Source organism: Peribacillus sp. NPDC101480 (assembly GCF_050277335.1).
Classification (GTDB): domain Bacteria; phylum Bacillota; class Bacilli; order Bacillales; family DSM-1321; genus Peribacillus.
On the sequence record NZ_JBNNSB010000002.1, the window covers coordinates 468,702 to 485,879 of the forward strand.

At 37.9% G+C, this 17,178-nt stretch carries 18 protein-coding genes; all 18 read right to left on the bottom strand.

What is annotated here, in order from left to right; translation table 11 throughout:
• Window positions 1–182: 182 nt before the first annotated feature.
• Window positions 183–995 carry a dioxygenase gene (locus ACQKMF_RS09795; RefSeq protein ID WP_402942185.1) on the bottom strand — a complete coding sequence of 271 codons (813 nt, stop codon included), beginning with the start codon at window positions 993–995 and terminating at the stop codon, window positions 183–185.
• A gap of 27 nt (window positions 996–1,022) precedes the next feature.
• Entirely contained in the window at window positions 1,023–2,216 is a 1,194-nt protein-coding gene (locus ACQKMF_RS09800; RefSeq protein ID WP_402942183.1) for a thiolase family protein, read from the bottom strand.
• Between the two features lie 4 nt (window positions 2,217–2,220).
• The gene (locus ACQKMF_RS09805; RefSeq protein WP_048687694.1) at window positions 2,221–2,559 is read right to left on the bottom strand and encodes a DUF3870 domain-containing protein; all 339 of its coding nucleotides are present in this window, start codon (window positions 2,557–2,559) and stop codon (window positions 2,221–2,223) included.
• A 75-nt stretch (window positions 2,560–2,634) separates the two neighbouring features.
• On the bottom strand, window positions 2,635–3,750 hold the full coding sequence (locus ACQKMF_RS09810; protein ID WP_260357306.1) for a muconate cycloisomerase family protein: 1,116 nt from the start codon (window positions 3,748–3,750) through the stop codon (window positions 2,635–2,637).
• Between the two features lie 20 nt (window positions 3,751–3,770).
• The gene (locus ACQKMF_RS09815) at window positions 3,771–4,403 is read right to left on the bottom strand and encodes a 3-oxoacid CoA-transferase subunit B (RefSeq protein ID WP_402942181.1); all 633 of its coding nucleotides are present in this window, start codon (window positions 4,401–4,403) and stop codon (window positions 3,771–3,773) included.
• On the bottom strand, window positions 4,396–5,085 hold the full coding sequence (locus tag ACQKMF_RS09820; protein WP_402942179.1) for a CoA transferase subunit A: 690 nt from the start codon (window positions 5,083–5,085) through the stop codon (window positions 4,396–4,398). Before ACQKMF_RS09820 ends, ACQKMF_RS09815 begins: the two co-directional genes overlap by 8 nt.
• Before the next feature lie 21 nt (window positions 5,086–5,106).
• A complete protein-coding gene (locus ACQKMF_RS09825; RefSeq protein WP_048687690.1) occupies window positions 5,107–5,826 on the bottom strand; it encodes a carboxymuconolactone decarboxylase family protein in 720 nt (239 codons plus the stop codon).
• 14 nt (window positions 5,827–5,840) lie between these two features.
• The gene (locus tag ACQKMF_RS09830; RefSeq protein WP_157830962.1) at window positions 5,841–6,527 is read right to left on the bottom strand and encodes a cyclase family protein; all 687 of its coding nucleotides are present in this window, start codon (window positions 6,525–6,527) and stop codon (window positions 5,841–5,843) included.
• Window positions 6,528–6,767: 240 nt separating this feature from the next.
• Window positions 6,768–7,601, bottom strand: a complete 834-nt coding sequence (locus ACQKMF_RS09835) for an alpha/beta fold hydrolase (RefSeq protein ID WP_230176500.1) — start codon at window positions 7,599–7,601, stop codon at window positions 6,768–6,770.
• 276 nt (window positions 7,602–7,877) lie between these two features.
• Window positions 7,878–8,339, bottom strand: a complete 462-nt coding sequence (locus ACQKMF_RS09840) for a pyridoxamine 5'-phosphate oxidase family protein (RefSeq protein ID WP_230176501.1) — start codon at window positions 8,337–8,339, stop codon at window positions 7,878–7,880.
• A 35-nt stretch (window positions 8,340–8,374) separates the two neighbouring features.
• Window positions 8,375–8,950: a non-oxidative hydroxyarylic acid decarboxylases subunit B gene (locus ACQKMF_RS09845; RefSeq protein WP_101221732.1), complete on the bottom strand. Its 576-nt coding sequence runs from the start codon at window positions 8,948–8,950 to the stop codon at window positions 8,375–8,377.
• Window positions 8,951–8,997: 47 nt separating this feature from the next.
• Window positions 8,998–10,485, bottom strand: coding sequence for a UbiD family decarboxylase (locus ACQKMF_RS09850; RefSeq protein WP_230176502.1), 1,488 nt, complete (start codon window positions 10,483–10,485; stop codon window positions 8,998–9,000).
• Between the two features lie 129 nt (window positions 10,486–10,614).
• Entirely contained in the window at window positions 10,615–11,442 is an 828-nt protein-coding gene (locus ACQKMF_RS09855) for a MerR family transcriptional regulator (RefSeq protein WP_101221730.1), read from the bottom strand.
• A gap of 404 nt (window positions 11,443–11,846) precedes the next feature.
• Entirely contained in the window at window positions 11,847–12,197 is a 351-nt protein-coding gene (locus ACQKMF_RS09860) for a hypothetical protein (protein WP_427572823.1), read from the bottom strand.
• Between the two features lie 364 nt (window positions 12,198–12,561).
• On the bottom strand, window positions 12,562–12,684 hold the full coding sequence (locus ACQKMF_RS09865) for a hypothetical protein (protein ID WP_427572825.1): 123 nt from the start codon (window positions 12,682–12,684) through the stop codon (window positions 12,562–12,564).
• Between the two features lie 356 nt (window positions 12,685–13,040).
• Complete coding sequence (locus ACQKMF_RS09870) at window positions 13,041–14,213, bottom strand: acyl-CoA dehydrogenase family protein (protein WP_101221729.1); 1,173 nt, start codon at window positions 14,211–14,213, stop codon at window positions 13,041–13,043.
• Between the two features lie 80 nt (window positions 14,214–14,293).
• Window positions 14,294–15,856, bottom strand: coding sequence for a long-chain-fatty-acid--CoA ligase (locus ACQKMF_RS09875; RefSeq protein WP_427572827.1), 1,563 nt, complete (start codon window positions 15,854–15,856; stop codon window positions 14,294–14,296).
• A gap of 296 nt (window positions 15,857–16,152) precedes the next feature.
• Entirely contained in the window at window positions 16,153–17,064 is a 912-nt protein-coding gene (locus ACQKMF_RS09880) for an SDR family NAD(P)-dependent oxidoreductase (protein ID WP_427572829.1), read from the bottom strand.
• Between the last annotated feature and the right edge of the window lie 114 nt (window positions 17,065–17,178).

Sequence of the window (17,178 nt, forward strand, 5' to 3'; positions counted from 1 at the left end):
ATCATAAAATATCGGTTTCGAATGTATTTTCCGAGTTCTAAAATAGAAACTCGGAAAATAATCGGAAAAATCAGATAATCTTCATTGGAATTGCCCATTAACAAAGCATCTTTAGTATTCTTATTACCTAAGGGAACAAAATCCTTCTTAGAAAATCTTCACATGTATATTCTTATCGATGATTAGTTTTTCACGACAGCCTTATTGAAAACAGGTTTATCTTGTAATCTAAGTTCAAAATCTAAATGAGCCTTATAATAATCATTTTTCAATCCTTTTTCTGCACCGGAATGTTTTTCTAACTTTGTAATTAAGCTTCCGCGAACACCTTGTGCAACATCATTTTCTAAATATTCATCGCCTTCAAAATATATTTGTGTTACTAATCTATCGCCATTTTCCGGTTGGAATAAGAGATGCAAATGTGCTGGACGAAATGAATGATGATCAATCCACTTTAAGAATTGACCAGAAGGTCCATCTGTTGGAATTGAATAATTACCCGGTACAACTGTTTTTATTTCAAAATTACCATTCGCATCCGTATAAAAAGCACCACGTAAATTATCATCTGGAATACCTTCAGCGAAGTATGAGTATTCACCGTTTGTATCAGCCTGCCACATATCTATTTTGGTATTTGACAACGGATTTCCATTAACATCTTTAACAGATCCTGAAAAGTAAAGGACGTCACCTGGTTCATTTTCACGTTGTGGCAACACTCCGGGATTTTGAACGACTGGCGTATTTTCTATGTAATAAGGTCCTAGAATAGTAGGTTCCGTTCCTTTTACACTTTTATACATTTCCTGAAGTGCATGAGTTTCAAAGAAAACATCCATAAATAACGGAATTTCCCCTGCCCTGCCTAATTGATCCATCCAATCAACAAGAGCTTGATAGTCATTGTGATCAATTTCGTATTCGCTAACTAATTCCTTGAATTTAACTACCAATCCATTATAAACGTCGATTACTTTTTGATTCTTCATAATACTTCCTCCAATTTTTTTAAGTTTTTATATTTGTTGATTTTCAATGATGGTACTGATTCCTAATCCACCTGCTATACATAATGTGATTAGCCCATATCTTTTTCCGGTTCTTTCTAACTCATGTATCAACTTGGTTGCTAAAATTGCTCCAGTGGCACCAATTGGATGTCCCATGGCAATGGCACCGCCATTAGGATTCACCTTATTCATATCAAGCCTCAATTCTTTGATTACTGCCAAAGCTTGTGCAGAAAAGGCTTCGTTCAGTTCAATTAAATCAATATCATTCAGTTTCAACCCTGATATTTGAAGCGCTTTCAAGGTGGAGTTGACAGGCCCAAGCCCCATGAAATTTGGTGATATGCCTGCTGCCGCTTGAGCAATCACTCTTGCTTTCGGCTTTTTACCACGCCTTTTTGCTGCTTCTTCCGACATAAGTATCAGAGCGGATGCACCATCATTTCTACCACTACTATTTCCAGCGGTTACCGTTCCATTCTTCTTGAAAACCGGTTTTAAATTAGCCAGCTTTTCCAGACTGGTTTCTCTTGGGTGCTCATCCACATTAAATTCCATTAACCCTTTTTTCGTTTTAATTTGATACGGAACGATTTCTTTCGTAAATATTTCAGTAGAAATTGCCCGTTTTGCATTTTCTTGGCTCCTTAAAGCAAATTCATCTTGTTCAGTCCTTGAAATGGAATATTTTTCAGCCAGATTTTCTGCTGTCATTCCCATCGTTAACATCCCGTAATCTTCAACGGGCTGTGAACCTGGCTGGCTTTCCGTATTCGGATCCAATAACTGTCCATTCCCTGATTTCAATCCAAAACGGATATTCCTCATATAGTATGGGGCCGTGCTCATTGATTCCGCTCCGCCTGCAATGATTACATCCCCAAATCCGCATTGAATTTGTTGACTGGCAGAATTGATCGCTTGAATGCCGGATCCGCATTGTCTGTGTACGGTATAACCTGGTACTTCTACAGGAAAACCTGCCCGGAGTGATGCAACTCTTGCCAAATTTGACGCGTCTGAACTTTGTTTGGCTTGTCCCATAATCACTTCATCAATACTCTCTTTAGGAATATCCGCTCTCTTGATAACTTCATCAAGGACAGCAGCTGCCAGGAAATCGGCAGGAACATTCTCCAATGCTCCCCCTAATTTCCCTATAGCGGTGCGAACCGAGTCTATTATTACTACATTGCTCAATTTTCTACCTCCTGCTATTTTTATTTCTTTCTTCTAAACTATCCTTATATCTTTGGTGAGCTATTTTCAGGGCAACAATCACAGACTGCTGCGATGGAGCTAAAAAGTCCGTTTTAATATTCTCTATTAAGGAATCAATATCTTTACTAAAATCAAAACCAACTATCATTCGCTTAAAAAAATCCTGGGCCAAAGTTGTTAAAAACGTAAATTCTGCATTAATGATTATGTGACTTTCTTTGTGAATTTCCAGTACCATCCCAGCGTATTTATAATTTTCATACATGCTCGTATTTTGCGGTGCCTTCGCATAGGCCGTGATTAATAAAGTTGGCTGTCCCATATAAAACTACATCCTCTCAAGATTACTTGCATAAACCAGTGGGAGTTCCATAATCCCCATTCCAGTTTATATTAATTAAAGACCTCTTGAAAAATGTTTTACCTTTTCCATATCCATCTCCATGCCAAATCCTGGACCATCCGGGATGATTATTTCATAATTCTCATATTTTATTTCGTTTAGCGTAATATTTTCTTTGAAAAGTAACGGTCCAAATAATTCTGTACCGAATTCAAATTTTGGAATGGTTGAATAAAGTTGTGCACAAATGGCCGTTCCTAATGATGATTCAATCATCGTTCCTCCATACAAACCAAAGCCTACACCTTCAGCAATCGCAGCCACCTTTTTCGTTTGGGTCATCCCTCCATGTTTACATATTTTCAAGGCGAAGGAATTACCTGCCCTATGTTTAGCTATTTGGAATGAATCTTGTAATGAATTCAATGATTCATCGGCCATGATCGGGACCTTAAAACGATTGGTCAATCTTGACATCCCTTCATTATCCCAAGCTGGCAGCGGCTGTTCGACCATGGAAACCCCGCCTTCCTGTAAAGCTTCAATGCAATAAATAGCCGTTGTTTCATCCCATGCTTGATTAACATCAACAGTAATGCGTGCTTGATCTCCCACGGCTTCAATAATTTTCAATACATGCTCCACATTCTTATATGGATTACCTTTGCCAATTTTCAATTTAAAGATATTATGACGTTTTTGGTGTAAGGATTCTTTCGCTTCTTCGATATCTTTACTCGTATCCCCACTTGCCAAAGTCCATGCCACCGGCAATGATTTATGAATTTGTCCACCGAATAATTCATAAGCAGGGATGTTTCTCCTTCTGGCTACTAAATCCACCATGGCTGATTCAACGACAGCCTTCGCAAAATTGTTTCCTCTAACATTTAGTGAAACTTCATGCATGATTTTGTCGTAATGGACGGGGTTTTTTCCAATGATAAGCGGGGCGATATATGTATCAATATTCACTTTGATCGCCTCAGGTGTCCCCTCACCATATGAAGCCCCGCCTATTGTCGCCACTTCCGCCCAACCTTCCGCACCCTCTTCATCCATGACACGGGCAAGAATGATCGTTTGTTCCACGATCGTATGCATGGCAAGCTGATGAGGACGAATTGTGGGTAAATCAATAATGTATACATCAACTGAACGTATTTTCATTTAATCCACCTTTTTAACATTTAATAGATAAAATTCGCTTCTGTTTTTGCTCTTACTTCTTCGATCGTTATACCTGGCATTAATTCAATCAATTTCAACTGTTTTTCAATTACTTCAAAGACTGCCAACTCGGTGATGATCAAGTCAACGCTTCTAGTGGAAGTAATCGGGTAGGTGCATTCATTTAAAACCTTACTTTTACCTTCCTTACTTGTATGTGTCATGGTCACGATCACTTTTTTGGCGCCAACCAACAGGTCCATCGCTCCTCCAACACCCATGATATTCTTGCCTGGTACCGCCCAATTTGCAATTTCCCCGGTTTGACCTACCTGCAAAACACCTAAGATGGCAACATCAATGTGTCCTCCACGGATCATTGCAAACGATTCAGCACTATTAAAGAATGATGCACCAATCGATTCCCCTACTGGCAACTTGCCTGCATTAACTAAATTGGGATCGATTTCATCTTCCTCTACATCAGCAACTCCCAACAATCCATTTTCCGTATGGAAAAAAACATTTTCATCATCAATGTACTTTGCAACCAAGGTCGGAATCCCGATTCCAAGGTTCACTATACAAGGACCCGTCAATTCTTTTGCCGCGCGTCTTGCTATCATATTTTGCATTAATTCTTTGTCACTCATAAACTTTGACACCTTCCTTCGTCAGGATTTTCTTTGCCTTAATAATTCCATCGACGAATAGATGCGGTGTTACAATCTCTTCTGGCGGGAGTTCTCCAGGTTCAACTATCTCATCCACTTCCGCAATTACGACATCTGCGGCTGTTGCCATTCCCGGATTAAAGTTTCGAGCCGTTTTATAATAAACAAGATTACCAAGTGTATCTGCCTTCCATGCCCTGATCAAAGCTACATTTGCTCTTATGGCAGGTTCAAAAATATATGTAGCCCCATTTATTTCCCTTTCTTCTTTTCCTTTAGCTAAATCGGTCCCTACACCCGTTTTCGTATAGTAACCGCCTATGCCAGCACCGCCAGCACGAATGGATTCCGCTAATGTCCCTTGTGGTAATAGTTCTAATTCAATTTCCCCGCGTTGGTAAACCTCCCCAATTTCACGATTGCTTGTAAAATAAGAACCAATCGCCTTTTTTATTTTCTTCTGGCTTAGGAGAACTCCCAGACCTTTTCCTTTCTCGCCTAAATTGTTACTGATTACCGTCAAGCCTGCTACATCCTTTTTGGCCAAACCATCTATTAATGTAAGAGGGGCACCGATCAAGCCAAATCCACCTACCATTAATGTATGACCGTTCTTCACACAAGATAAAGCTGCTTCTATATCTTGATGTACTTTCGTCATGTTTTCCCCACCAATCTCACGTTACTTATTTTCAATCAATGAATCACTTGCCTCAAACCAAGCAGGTATTCCAGCAGTCAATAAGCAAATCAGACCCACTTCAGCTAATTGTTCTTCCGAGGCTCCATTTAACCTTGCCGCCTCCATCCATTCCCCAACCTGTTCCCCTTTTAATTCTGTAATGAATATTCCTGTCATCAGGAGATGTTTTAGCCTTTTTGAAACCACTGAATCACTTAATATATAATCTTTGAGGGAGTTTTGGTCTTCCGATTTAACCAGTTTCAAAACATTCGAGACGAATCCCGTCTCCTCATCCCCTAATAGTTCAATCATATAAAGCAGGATTTCTTCTGCTGTTCCTTGATGGCCACTTATTTCGGGATATCGAATGCCTTTAAGTGTAAGAGCATACTCCAAAGACTTCATTCCTGTTTTTAATGCTTCTGTTCCGTTATATAAGTATGAAACTATTAGATATTCTACCAGTTCCGGTAATGTTGCCCCGCCATCGATTGCCCCTTTTGTATGGTACACCATACTTCGTTCATACAACCTCGCAGCATTCATGCCTACCAGTAATATATCTTTCTCCTTCTTCGTCAAGGCTCCCTCTTGCATGATGTTACTGCGTAAGTTGGTATAGTGATCAAGTGCATTGGGGCTATAATCGTGCATTTTTTGCACCCAGCCTGGTACAACATCATAAACTTCTTTGAAATACAATAATCCCTCGCTCATTCGTCTGCACCTCTTTATATTAATTGTGAATCAAGTATCGATAGTGCCCTTATAGGTGAGGCTGTTGCATTTTTTAGTTTTAAAGGGATCCCGAAAAAAAGAAAGCGAGAATGCTTAGGTAATTTTTCAAGATTCACTAGATTTTCAACGATATATATATCATGGTTCAGTAATTTTTGATGAATTCCGCTTTCTGAGTCCTGGTTCAAATCGGCATTGGGCAAATCCAAACCGACAATATGTATTTGCTTTTCAATAAACCATTGGGCCACACTATCATCTAAGGCCTGCGCTTCAAAAAAGCCTTCTTCCCCCCATGATTTCCCCCATGTCCTGATGAGGACGATATCGTTTTTTTCTACATACACCCCCTGCCTGCGTTCCGCCTCTTCAAGTAAAGCTTTCGTAACCGGTTCATGTGTCGCTTTTAACATGCTTACATCCAGTATGAGGGCATCACCAAACATATTCTTCAGATTGATGTTTTCAACCGACTCCCCGTTTTCAAAGTAATGTGAAGGCACATCGACATGAGTCCCACTATGGTCAGAAAAAGAAATCAACTTGGAACGGTATCCTCTAGGAAGTGAATCAGATTTCCCCTTTTGTTCAAGAGGTTCATCTTTAATGCCTATTGCAGGTAAATCATTATTTGTAACTAGACCATCGTAAAGTTCCAATGTTAAATCAATGATTTTCAACCATAAAACCCCCAAATTCATTAAGCGTTTACATTATCACGACAAAAATGGCTACCCTAAACATTACTATCAATAAATGACAGCAGGTGTTTAAGGTAGCCAGTTGTTCACTAGTTGTTATTAAAAAAGGTTATTTTTTAATAGCTAATGAATAGGCAATAATTAAGTTTTTTATATATTCTTAATATTACACTATTTTCTGTTAATTTCAATATCTTTTTTAAAAATAACTGCAAAAAATCAAATTCGTTTTAAAAAAGATTTTATTCCTTCGTTAATCTCCACTCTATTTTCAAACACCATTGTATAGTGATTACATGTAGAAACGATCATTTCGATATCAGGCGTATATTTCTTCGTATCAGCATAGGCTTCTTCATAAAATAATGGAGGAAATTCCCCTATTTTCCCACTGGCATACACCAATAACGTTTTACAGGAAATTTGTCTACAAATCTCTTTAGGGACAAAAGAATAAAAACTATCAAAATCCCTAAGAATGCTATCTTCTGATGATTTATTCTCCCAGTGACCATCCACTTCATGAACCTCATACTCCGCCACACTTTGCAGGTGATCCGTCCATTTGATACCCAAACGGCTATAGATTTCCTTAATTTCAGCAATATAACTTTCCTGAGATTCATATTCTTTACTTAATCGGCCTAGTGATGGTTGTACGATGTCCCTTTGTTGTTGAGAGGAAATGGCCGCACCATCCAATAATATCAATGCCTGTACCGAGGTTAATTTGCTGGCTACAACGCTTGAGATGAAGGCTCCCATTGAATACCCTATCAAAATCGGATTTTCAACCTTTAATTCTTGAATTAACTCAATTACATCTTCTGCATGTTTAAAAAGAGAAGACTGTACATCTGCCCTCGAACTATTTCCCCTCCCTCTTAAGTCAATCGAGATGACTCTGTACTCGCCTTTTAACATTTCTGCATAATAATGCATTTGCTTATGATTACCCGTTAAACCATGTATGGCTATGATTGGCCCTTTCTCTCCAGGATAATCTGCAATTTGAATTCTTTTGTTCCCCAATTCCTTTACATACATTTCCATAGTGACATTCCCCATTTCATGATTATTAACATAAACCAGCCAGCATATTTAATAAAAAAGGCTATCTTAACTTCACCATCAAGGTAACTTGATCGAGAAATTAAGATAGCCAGTCAGTTCATTAATTTTCATTAAAAAAGGGCTTTTTTTAATGGTTAATGAATAGGCAAGTTATAAATACATGTAATGATTCCATTTTACATGAAGTTCGGATTTTTACAATTATTATTTGATAATTTCAATTACTCAGTAACTTAAAGTCGGTACCTGGGAATTTTATTGAAGGAGATCCCCTATGGTCTCACTCCAACGTTCAACAACTTCTTTAGGGTTTTTCAAGTCGATTTTAATTCCAGAGCGTATTTCAGCATACTTAGCCATATCCTCCCGTGCCTCTACTATTTGGGCGTGGAATCTTACTCTTTTATATTGGACATATGGCAGCTCTTTTAATCTCTCTAATGAAAGGCGAATATATTGTGCTTTACCTTTCCAAAACAAAACCAGTGTAGCTTTATGGGTACGAATGACATTGGCTGTGGTCGAAGTATCCGGCCATAGGCCAATCCTTAATTCCTTCCGGCTTACCGCTACGATCTCACCTACGCTAATCATTGCAGTATGCGGCCATCCTTCTTCACTTATCGTTAACAGCATCATGGCTTCATGCTGCTTGTCGACAAGTTCTTTACCATTTAACAAGTCGAATATCTCTTCTGGCATTTCCATCCCATTCATTTTTTCACCTTTTTCTTTAATTCCTTAGTAATCTGTTATATTTTGGTGCGATATTTCATTCCGTCCCACCGTTTCGCACCGAGAGTATCGATTTCAAATTGATCTAACGCACGATAAGCCAGATGATCAATGATATCGTTAACATTCTCAGGATGATTATAAAAGGCTGGCATCGGAGGGAATATAATGGTCCCCATTTTGGAAAGCGCCGTCATATTCTCCAAATGAATCGTATTCAGAGGGGTTTCTCTAGTCATTAGTAATAATTTTTTTCTTTCTTTCAACATGACGTCAGCAGATCGCGTTAATAAATTATCCGCTAGCCCCATGCGAATGGAAGCTAGTGTTTTCATACTGCAAGGTGCTACGATCATGCCATCAACCCGGTACGATCCACTTGAAATTCTTGCTGCTTGATCTTTGTAAGAATAGGAATGATCAGCTAATCCCTCCACTTCTTTAACAGAATATGATGTTTCATGTTGAATGGTGGCATGTGCCCACGGGGACATGATTAAATGGGTCTCCACTTCACTGCTTTTAAGCATCTGAAGAATCCTAATTCCGAAAATGGCTCCAGTCGCTCCTGTTATTCCAACAATGATTTTCATTAATTCCCCTCCTTACATTAGTCATCGAATCGAAGCTTTATGGAAACTTACGTATTGGAAAATCCAGGAACGAATCGACTTGGATCCACCTCTTTAAATTCGGACCTTTTAAATTCATCTTTTAAATGAAATGGTACTGTGCAGTCAAAAATGGTTTTACAGGAAATACCCTTTTCCTGAATGGTAGGGCTGTATGCGGGATCTTGTGTAGGATCTAACGGGTGACAGCGCACTCCAGGAATGAAAACCGTATCAACATCACCTTGGTAACGAGTATTTAACGCCCATAAAACATCATTGCTATCGAAGGGATCCACATCTTCATCCACGATGAATACATGCTTAAGTTCAGAAAAGGCAGAGAATGCCAATAGTGCAGCTTGTCTTTGGCGCCCTTCATCACTTGGCTGACTTTTCTTGAATTGAAGAACAGCCATGTATTTACCTCCTCCTGAAGTATGGGCATAAACATTCAATAATTTTCCTGGCATGGACTTTTCCACCATTTGCAAAATGCTTGCTTCAGTTGGAATGCCAGCCATATTAACATGCTCCTCACTTGGACCAATAACTGTTTGCATGATTGGATTGACTCGGTGCGTTACGGCTTTCACTTTGATTAGAGGCAGATCCGCAACAGCTGAACCTGTATAACCAGGGAATTCCGGCATTGCTTTTCCAGTATTGGTGTTTTGATCTTCCCGAACGCGCACTCCGGGAACCAATTCCCCTTCTATTACATATTCAGCATTCGCGATAGCTTTTTCATCAATTGTCAAGCATTGGACCAATTCTACCGCTTCTTTCCTGATCGCCCCTGCAACACTCAGCTCATTAAAGCCAAGGGGAGTCGTAGGTGCTTCAAAACAAGCAGCGACTTCAATTGCAGGGTCAACACCGATACTAATGGAAATTGGTAACGGTTTTCCTGCTTTTTCAGCCTTTTCACGAAAAACTTCTAAATGACGGCCAGGAACAAAATACATGGACATCTCATCTTTACTTTGTAAACATAATCGGTGTATCGTTATATCAGATTCACCGGTTTCTGAATCAGAGGCATAGCACATTCCTATGGTGATATACGGACCTGCATCTTCCTCTGTATTCGTAGGCGCAGGTATTAATTTTCTAATATCGAAACCGGGATCTTCTGCATAGTGAACCACTTCTTGAGCTTTCGCTTTATCATTCGAAATGGTGATTGGATCAATTGGGTTTTTTACAGCTTCATTTAAAAGGAACCCGAGCCGCTCGGGTTTTGTATCCAGCATGTGGCCGACTCTTTCCCGGCTGGCTAAAAGTCCGATTACCACGCTTGAATCTTCATGACCCAAAACATGATTGAAAACCATGGCAGGCCCGATTTTTGTTGGACGCATCACTGTCCCGCCAGCACCGACATGACGATACACGCCAGATAATTCAGCATGAGGATTGACTGGTTCATCCGTTTCAATCAATTGTCCTGGAATCGACTTCAGTAGTTCCAGCGCAGAACGTAAATCTGTCACTTTATTCATTTTTTCAGACATAATAAATCCCCCTGTCACTTTAAGATCAGTATCCTATGTATAGTCACATTCAAATAACCTATATGTTATCGGTTACAATTGATATTCTAAAGTGTATTTCTACTATACAGTCAATGGATATTTGAAAATTCAAGTAATTTTCTCTACAGGGATTTGCAGCTGACAAAAATCAACACTACTATCATTCTCGTAAAAGGTGGTATCCAATAAGCAAGCGTCCACAACGTCCCCAATAATTCTATAGTGATTTTCACTGATCCATTGAACCAATTCATTTAAAAACTCAATATTATATGGCATTCCATATTTATATACACAGGCATATTGCCCAGCAGGCAACGTCATCATGTTATCCATATCAGGATCTATAAAAGGTAATGCAGTATATATTCCCGCACCCTCGAAAACATCATCCATTCCAAGTTTATCCTTTAAAATAACCGTGCCAAATCCCTCAGACGGAAGCATTTCATGTTTACTTAATACATTCCAAGCTTTCATAAGCGTTAAATGTAATTCTTCACGGCACAAATCATTTTCAAATGGTATAAATAAGACATGCCTTTCAGGAAATTCTTCTATAATAGGTTTATCCAATTCACTTTTAATATTTTTGGCTTCTGAATATTTCATTAATCTCTGTTGAATAAATGTACGGGTATTCATCAAGGCATTTATTTCTTTATCAATGAATTCTTGATGAAATTCCAAAAGTGACATGGCAGTGGTTAAATTCCGATTTCCTATATGGTCCTTAATATCATTCAGTTTGATGCCAATCGACTTCAAAAAGCAAATTTCCCTTAGAAACGGAATCTGAATGGCACTATAATATCGATAACCATGTTCATCTATATGTACCGGTTTAAATAAACCGATCTTATCGTAATAAATGAGTGTTTGCCTTGAGATACTGTGAATGGAAGCCATTTCACTGATTGATAAGTAATTGTCCATATGCGCTACTCCTCTGCAAATACTTTTTGTGCATTTCCTTCTAAGTCTTATATCATATATTAATTTTTTAATTTCCCTCCTTCCATTCGGAGCTACAGCCGATTGGAGAGGGTCAGTATTCTAAAGAAATCTTCAATCCCCTCTAACTTTACCATTTTTCCATTTAAAATGAATGGATTTTAAAGGTCCTGCCTATCGAAAAAATGGATCATATCAGCATCTTCATTAATTAGGCAATAGGTGAGAAAGTGAAATTCATAGATTAAATTTTAATTTGAGTATAAAAAATACTAAGACAGGGGGTTCCGTCGCTTAAGGATTAATGGATTTTTTCACTATAGTCAGCAGTAACATCATTACCAGCTTTATTTACATAAATGATTGATTGGCTATTGGTGGAGATTCTAAACAGCTAGCTTGCGCACCCTAGATATCGATAATAAATTGTATCCTTCTGGATTGTAAAAACCGGAGGGATTAGAAGAATAAATAGGTTGAATCAGGTAATTTGTCAACTCAAATGAAACTATAATTTTAAAAACACTCGGAACTGGTGGAGAAGAAGGAGAAGTAAAACGAGTAGAATACACACGATTGCCCTGGAAGGTAAAAGATGGACCATCGATTGTTAATCCGACTGCCGGATTATTAGGATCGCCTGCTACCAATAAAAAATATCCTACCCCAGACGGTTGAGGCGAGGCTATTACAAAACTACCTCCAATTTCTTTATAAAGGTCAATTTTTGCATTCATGACTTAAATAAGAACTTCATCAATCTATCTACTAAAAAACGAGCACCTCTTGGGCGATCGTTTTTCATGAATATTTTTTCAAATGTGATTCACAAAACATATCCTGCTTCTTTTCGTTCTACACTATTTCCAGCTGAAACCGCGTTATTTTCTGAAATTCGAAGTTAATGCCCTTCTAAAAGAGTTTTAGTTTAACTCTTACATTGACACAAAAAAAAGCAGAGTCTATAAATTTACCTCTGCTCTTTTTTTATCAAAATTCTTTGATACTGTGACAGATCTTTTGACACTCACACGACCTTTTGTGTCTGTTTCATTTAAAATGATTTTAGTACCAACTTTTGGATTTGGAAACATTTACATTTCATGTTCCGTAGGCATTAGCATTGGCTGAATAGATTTTTGTTCCAATTTTCCCTGTTACTTTTGCATACTTCTCCATTTTCCCTTTAGTTGTGTAGTATTCAACTGGATTAATAGTCGGCATGTTTGGCGCAACTTTTGTAACGGATATTTTTCCAGATGCATCTTTTGCTGTTACTGAGATGCTGGTACTTGCATTTTGAATAGGAATAGCTACCTTATAGGTTCCATCGGCATCGGCTTAATCTTTCCAATTGTAACCGTCTCTGGTATTTATTTCATATAGTCATTCAGCATTCCGGCCAAAAATAACATCATACGCTACCTCTTATTCGAATTTTAGCCATGCTTTTCCAATACCACTGCCACCGCCTGTAATAATAACAGTTTTTTGATTCATATCTTTCCTCAATATCCCAATTTTAAAGTTCCAAGCGCCTTCGCTGTTAACTATTAGACTTTTTGTTTAGTAAGCCTTAATTAAGCATAAATGGATGGTGCCGTTTTTAAGTATTCCCTGTGTATTTGAGCCGCAATAATATTCTTTTGAATTTCTGAAGTTCCCTCATAGATTTTTGTGATGCGTGCATCACGATAATATCTTTCAATCGGAAAATCTTTAATGTATCCAATACCGCCATGAATTTGTACAGCCTTGTCCGCGATTCGATTATATATTTCGGAACCAAGAAGTTTTGCCATTGCTGCTTCTTTGATCACGTTCATTTTTTGATCAACCATCCAAGCGACTCTATAGGTAACAGACCTTAATGTTTCAACGTCTAATGCTATTTCAGCTAAGTAATGCTGAATAATTTGCTGATCAAAGATTGGTTTGCCGAACTGCTCTCTTTCATGTGCATATTTGACAGATAATTCGTATAACTTTTGACAGGAGCCAAGGTTTCGGGCCGCTAGACCTGCACGACCATTCGCAAGAATTTTTAAAGCATTTACATATCCTAGTCCTTCTTCACCAAGTACATTTTCTACCGGAACTTCACAATCCTCAAAAAAGATTTCAGAAGAATGAGAGCCTCTTAGTCCCATTTTTTCTTCAGTTTTCCCGATCACTAATCCTTTACAATCTTTTTCAACGATAAAGGAGGTGATTCCTTTTGCTCCTTTATTAGGATCAGTAACAGCCATAACCGTAAATACATCGGCAATAGGACCGTTCGTGATATAATGTTTAGAGCCATTAAGAATATATTTATCACCTTTTCGGATTGCTTTTGTCTTTAAGGCAACGGCATTTGAACCGGCACTCGGTTCAGTTAATGCGAATGCTCCAATAAGGTCTCCAGTTGCCATCCTTGGTAAATACTTTATTTTTTGATCTTCATTACCCATCTCAACAATCCCAACTGAACCAATACCAGTATGAGCACCAATAACAGTTGTATATCCATTTGATGTACGACCAATTTCTTCGTAAATCGCACATTTTCCTACCATATCAATTCCTAAACCACCATACTCCTCTGGAATGCTAAGCCCAAATAATCCTAGTTCCTTACTCATTTTCATTATATGATCTGGTATTCTATCGTCCCTTTCAATCTGATCAGCAAGGGGATCCACTGTATTATCAACAAAATCTCTGATTGTATTTTTCATTTCGATTAATTCGGATGATAAGGTAAAATTCATATAAAGACACTCCTTTTAATTTAACTATTAGTTTTAAACATAAAGTAAAATTCCGAGTTTATATTTTTTAAGGATCAAATTTATTTTTTTGGCAGTGAATCTACCTTCTCTTTGAACTCTTCTACAAGTTTGCGTCTTAAAATTTTCCCCACTGATGTCTTAGGAAGCTCGTCACGAAATTCAATTACTCGTGGTATTTTATATCTTGCCAATCGACCTTCACACCAGCTTATTAAATCTTCTCCGGTAATACTTGCATCCTTTTTCAATACCACGATTGCTAATAATTTTTCACCAAGGTACGAATCAGGCACACCAAACGTACACGCTTCAGCAACTTCAGGATTTTGATACAGTACTTCCTCGACTTCAGCTGGATAAATATTCAACCCACCCGCAATGACCATATCTTTTTTTCTACCTACTATAAAGTAATAATCATCTTCATCACGCATTGCTATATCTCCTGTATATAGCCAGCCATCACGAATCGTAAGAGCGGTTTCTTCAGGTTTATTCCAGTAACCCTTCATTACTTGCGGCCCTTTTATAATAAGCTCACCACTCTCGCCAGGCGCCAACTCTTTAGTACCTGTTTCTACATTTACTATTTTAGATTCTGTTAAAGGTATTGGGACTCCCACGCTACCAATCTTCCGTTCTCCTTTTACTGGAGTTCGATGAGTTGATGTTGTTGCTTCTGATAAACCATATCCTTCAAAAATACGCGCTCCAGATTTTCGTTCTAATTCTTTTAAGACTTCTACAGGAAGGGGGGCAGAACCGGAAACACAGATTTTAAAGCAAGATAAGTCATACTTTCCTAGATCTGGATGGTTCAATAAAGCAATATACATAGTAGGTGAGCCTGTCATCATAGTTGGTCTGTATATACTAATAGCCTGCAATACCTTGTTTACTTCGAATTTATCTAGAATAATATATGTAGCTGCAATTCGTACAGTATTATTCATATTCGTCATGGCCATAGCATGGGTTAGAGGTGCAACACCTAATATTCGCTCTTCACCTTTTTTCATTACCGTTGAGATAACTTCCCCAGATTGATGAATATTGCAAATTATATTAAAATGTGTCAGCATAACTCCTTTAGATTTGCCCGTTGTTCCACCCGTATACTGTAATACAGCCAAATCTTCTTTTGGATCAATATTTAGTGGAGGAAGTTCAGAATTATTTTCTTTTAATAATATTTGATCAAGGTTGTTCTCATCCTTAGTGAAAAGTACCTTAACGTTTTCAAATCGCTTTATTAATTTGAACTTTTCAGATTGATGCCGTTCGCAAATGAACCATTTTGGATTTGCGTCATCTAGCATATACTCGAGCTCAGATGTTTGATATAAAGGATTAACTTGCACCACTATTCCACCTAAACGCAGAGTAGCATAATATGAAATTATATAATGAATACTATTTGGTACCATTAAACCGACTCGATCCCCTTTTTGAAACCCTTTCTTATATAAGACCGAGGCAAAAGTATCTACGAATTCCTTTAACTGAGTATAATTCAACCTAATTTGACCATCTATCACAGCTAATTGATCAGGATATTCTAACGCCGTTTGTTTTAACATCTCGTAGATTGATAGTCGAGATATATTATCAATATTTATCACAATCACTTCCCCCCTAGTATGAATGTTCTTTCAGATTATTATCATTCATATGCTGACCAAACTCTGGAGCTGATATTTGATAGTTTGAGATATCTTTCTTTTTTAAGATTTACTGTTGATGTATAGAGAAAGCCTTCTTTTTTACTATACAGCATAATCTTTAAATGTTTGTTAATAGGTTATTTCCCGGTTACGAGCACAATTCACAAAGCAATCTACAACTAATAAATACCGTTCCTAAATTGCAAATCCTGCTGGTGAAACTATTTATTAAGCACCTAATTGATTAATAATCATCAAACTAACGGTTCATACGGGAATACATCAGCACTTACTTCAAGTGGTGTAAAGCTCGATTGTAAAGATCCTATAATAGAATTTAGACTATCAATCGTCCATCCTTCTGCATTATAAACTGACCGAACCGGACGAGGTTGAGAAAAGACCATGATCTCCTTGCCTCTAACACCAAATATTTGTCCTGAAACATCAGAAGCTTCATCTGAACATAAAAAGGCTACTAACGGTGCAATGTGAGCTGGTGATAGCTGTTTTAGTTTATCCACTCTAGCTTTTTCCTTATCTGTATCAGTTGGAATGGAGCCAATTAACCTACTCCAAGCAAATGGAGCTACAGCATTAGCGGTTACATTATAGCGAGCCATGTCTAAAGCTGTTATTTTGTTAAGACCAGCAATCCCTAATTTTGCAGCAGCATAGTTAGCTTGACCAACATTACCAATTAAGCCTGATGTTGAAGTGAAGTTAATAAATCGCCCGCTTTTTTGTTCCTTGAAATAGGGTGCAGCTGCTCTTGTCATATTAAAGGAACCTTTTAAATGAACCGAGATGACTGCATCCCATTCTTCTTCACTCATTTTAAAAAGCATACGATCCCTTAAAATTCCTGCATTATTTACCACAATATCAATACGACCAAAGTCAGTAATTGCCGTTTCCACAATTTTGTTTGCGCTATCATATTCTGCAACTGATTCGTAATTAGCTACTGCTTCTCCACCTAACTCTCTAATTTCCTGAACAACTTCGTCTGCTACTTTTGTATCATTACCCTTACCATCAGAACTGCCTCCTAAATCATTGACGACTACTCTTGCTCCTTCATTAGCAAGTAGTAAGGATATTTCTCTTCCGATTCCCCGTCCAGCACCTGTAACAATCGCAACTTTATTTTCTAATTTTTTCATAATTATCCACCCCTTCATTTTTTTACTTTCTGCATTAGCCTTCCAGTAATTAGGTATTTAATAATTTGAAATTTGTCTAATAAACTGTAAAATACTTTGTAATTGAGGTGATTC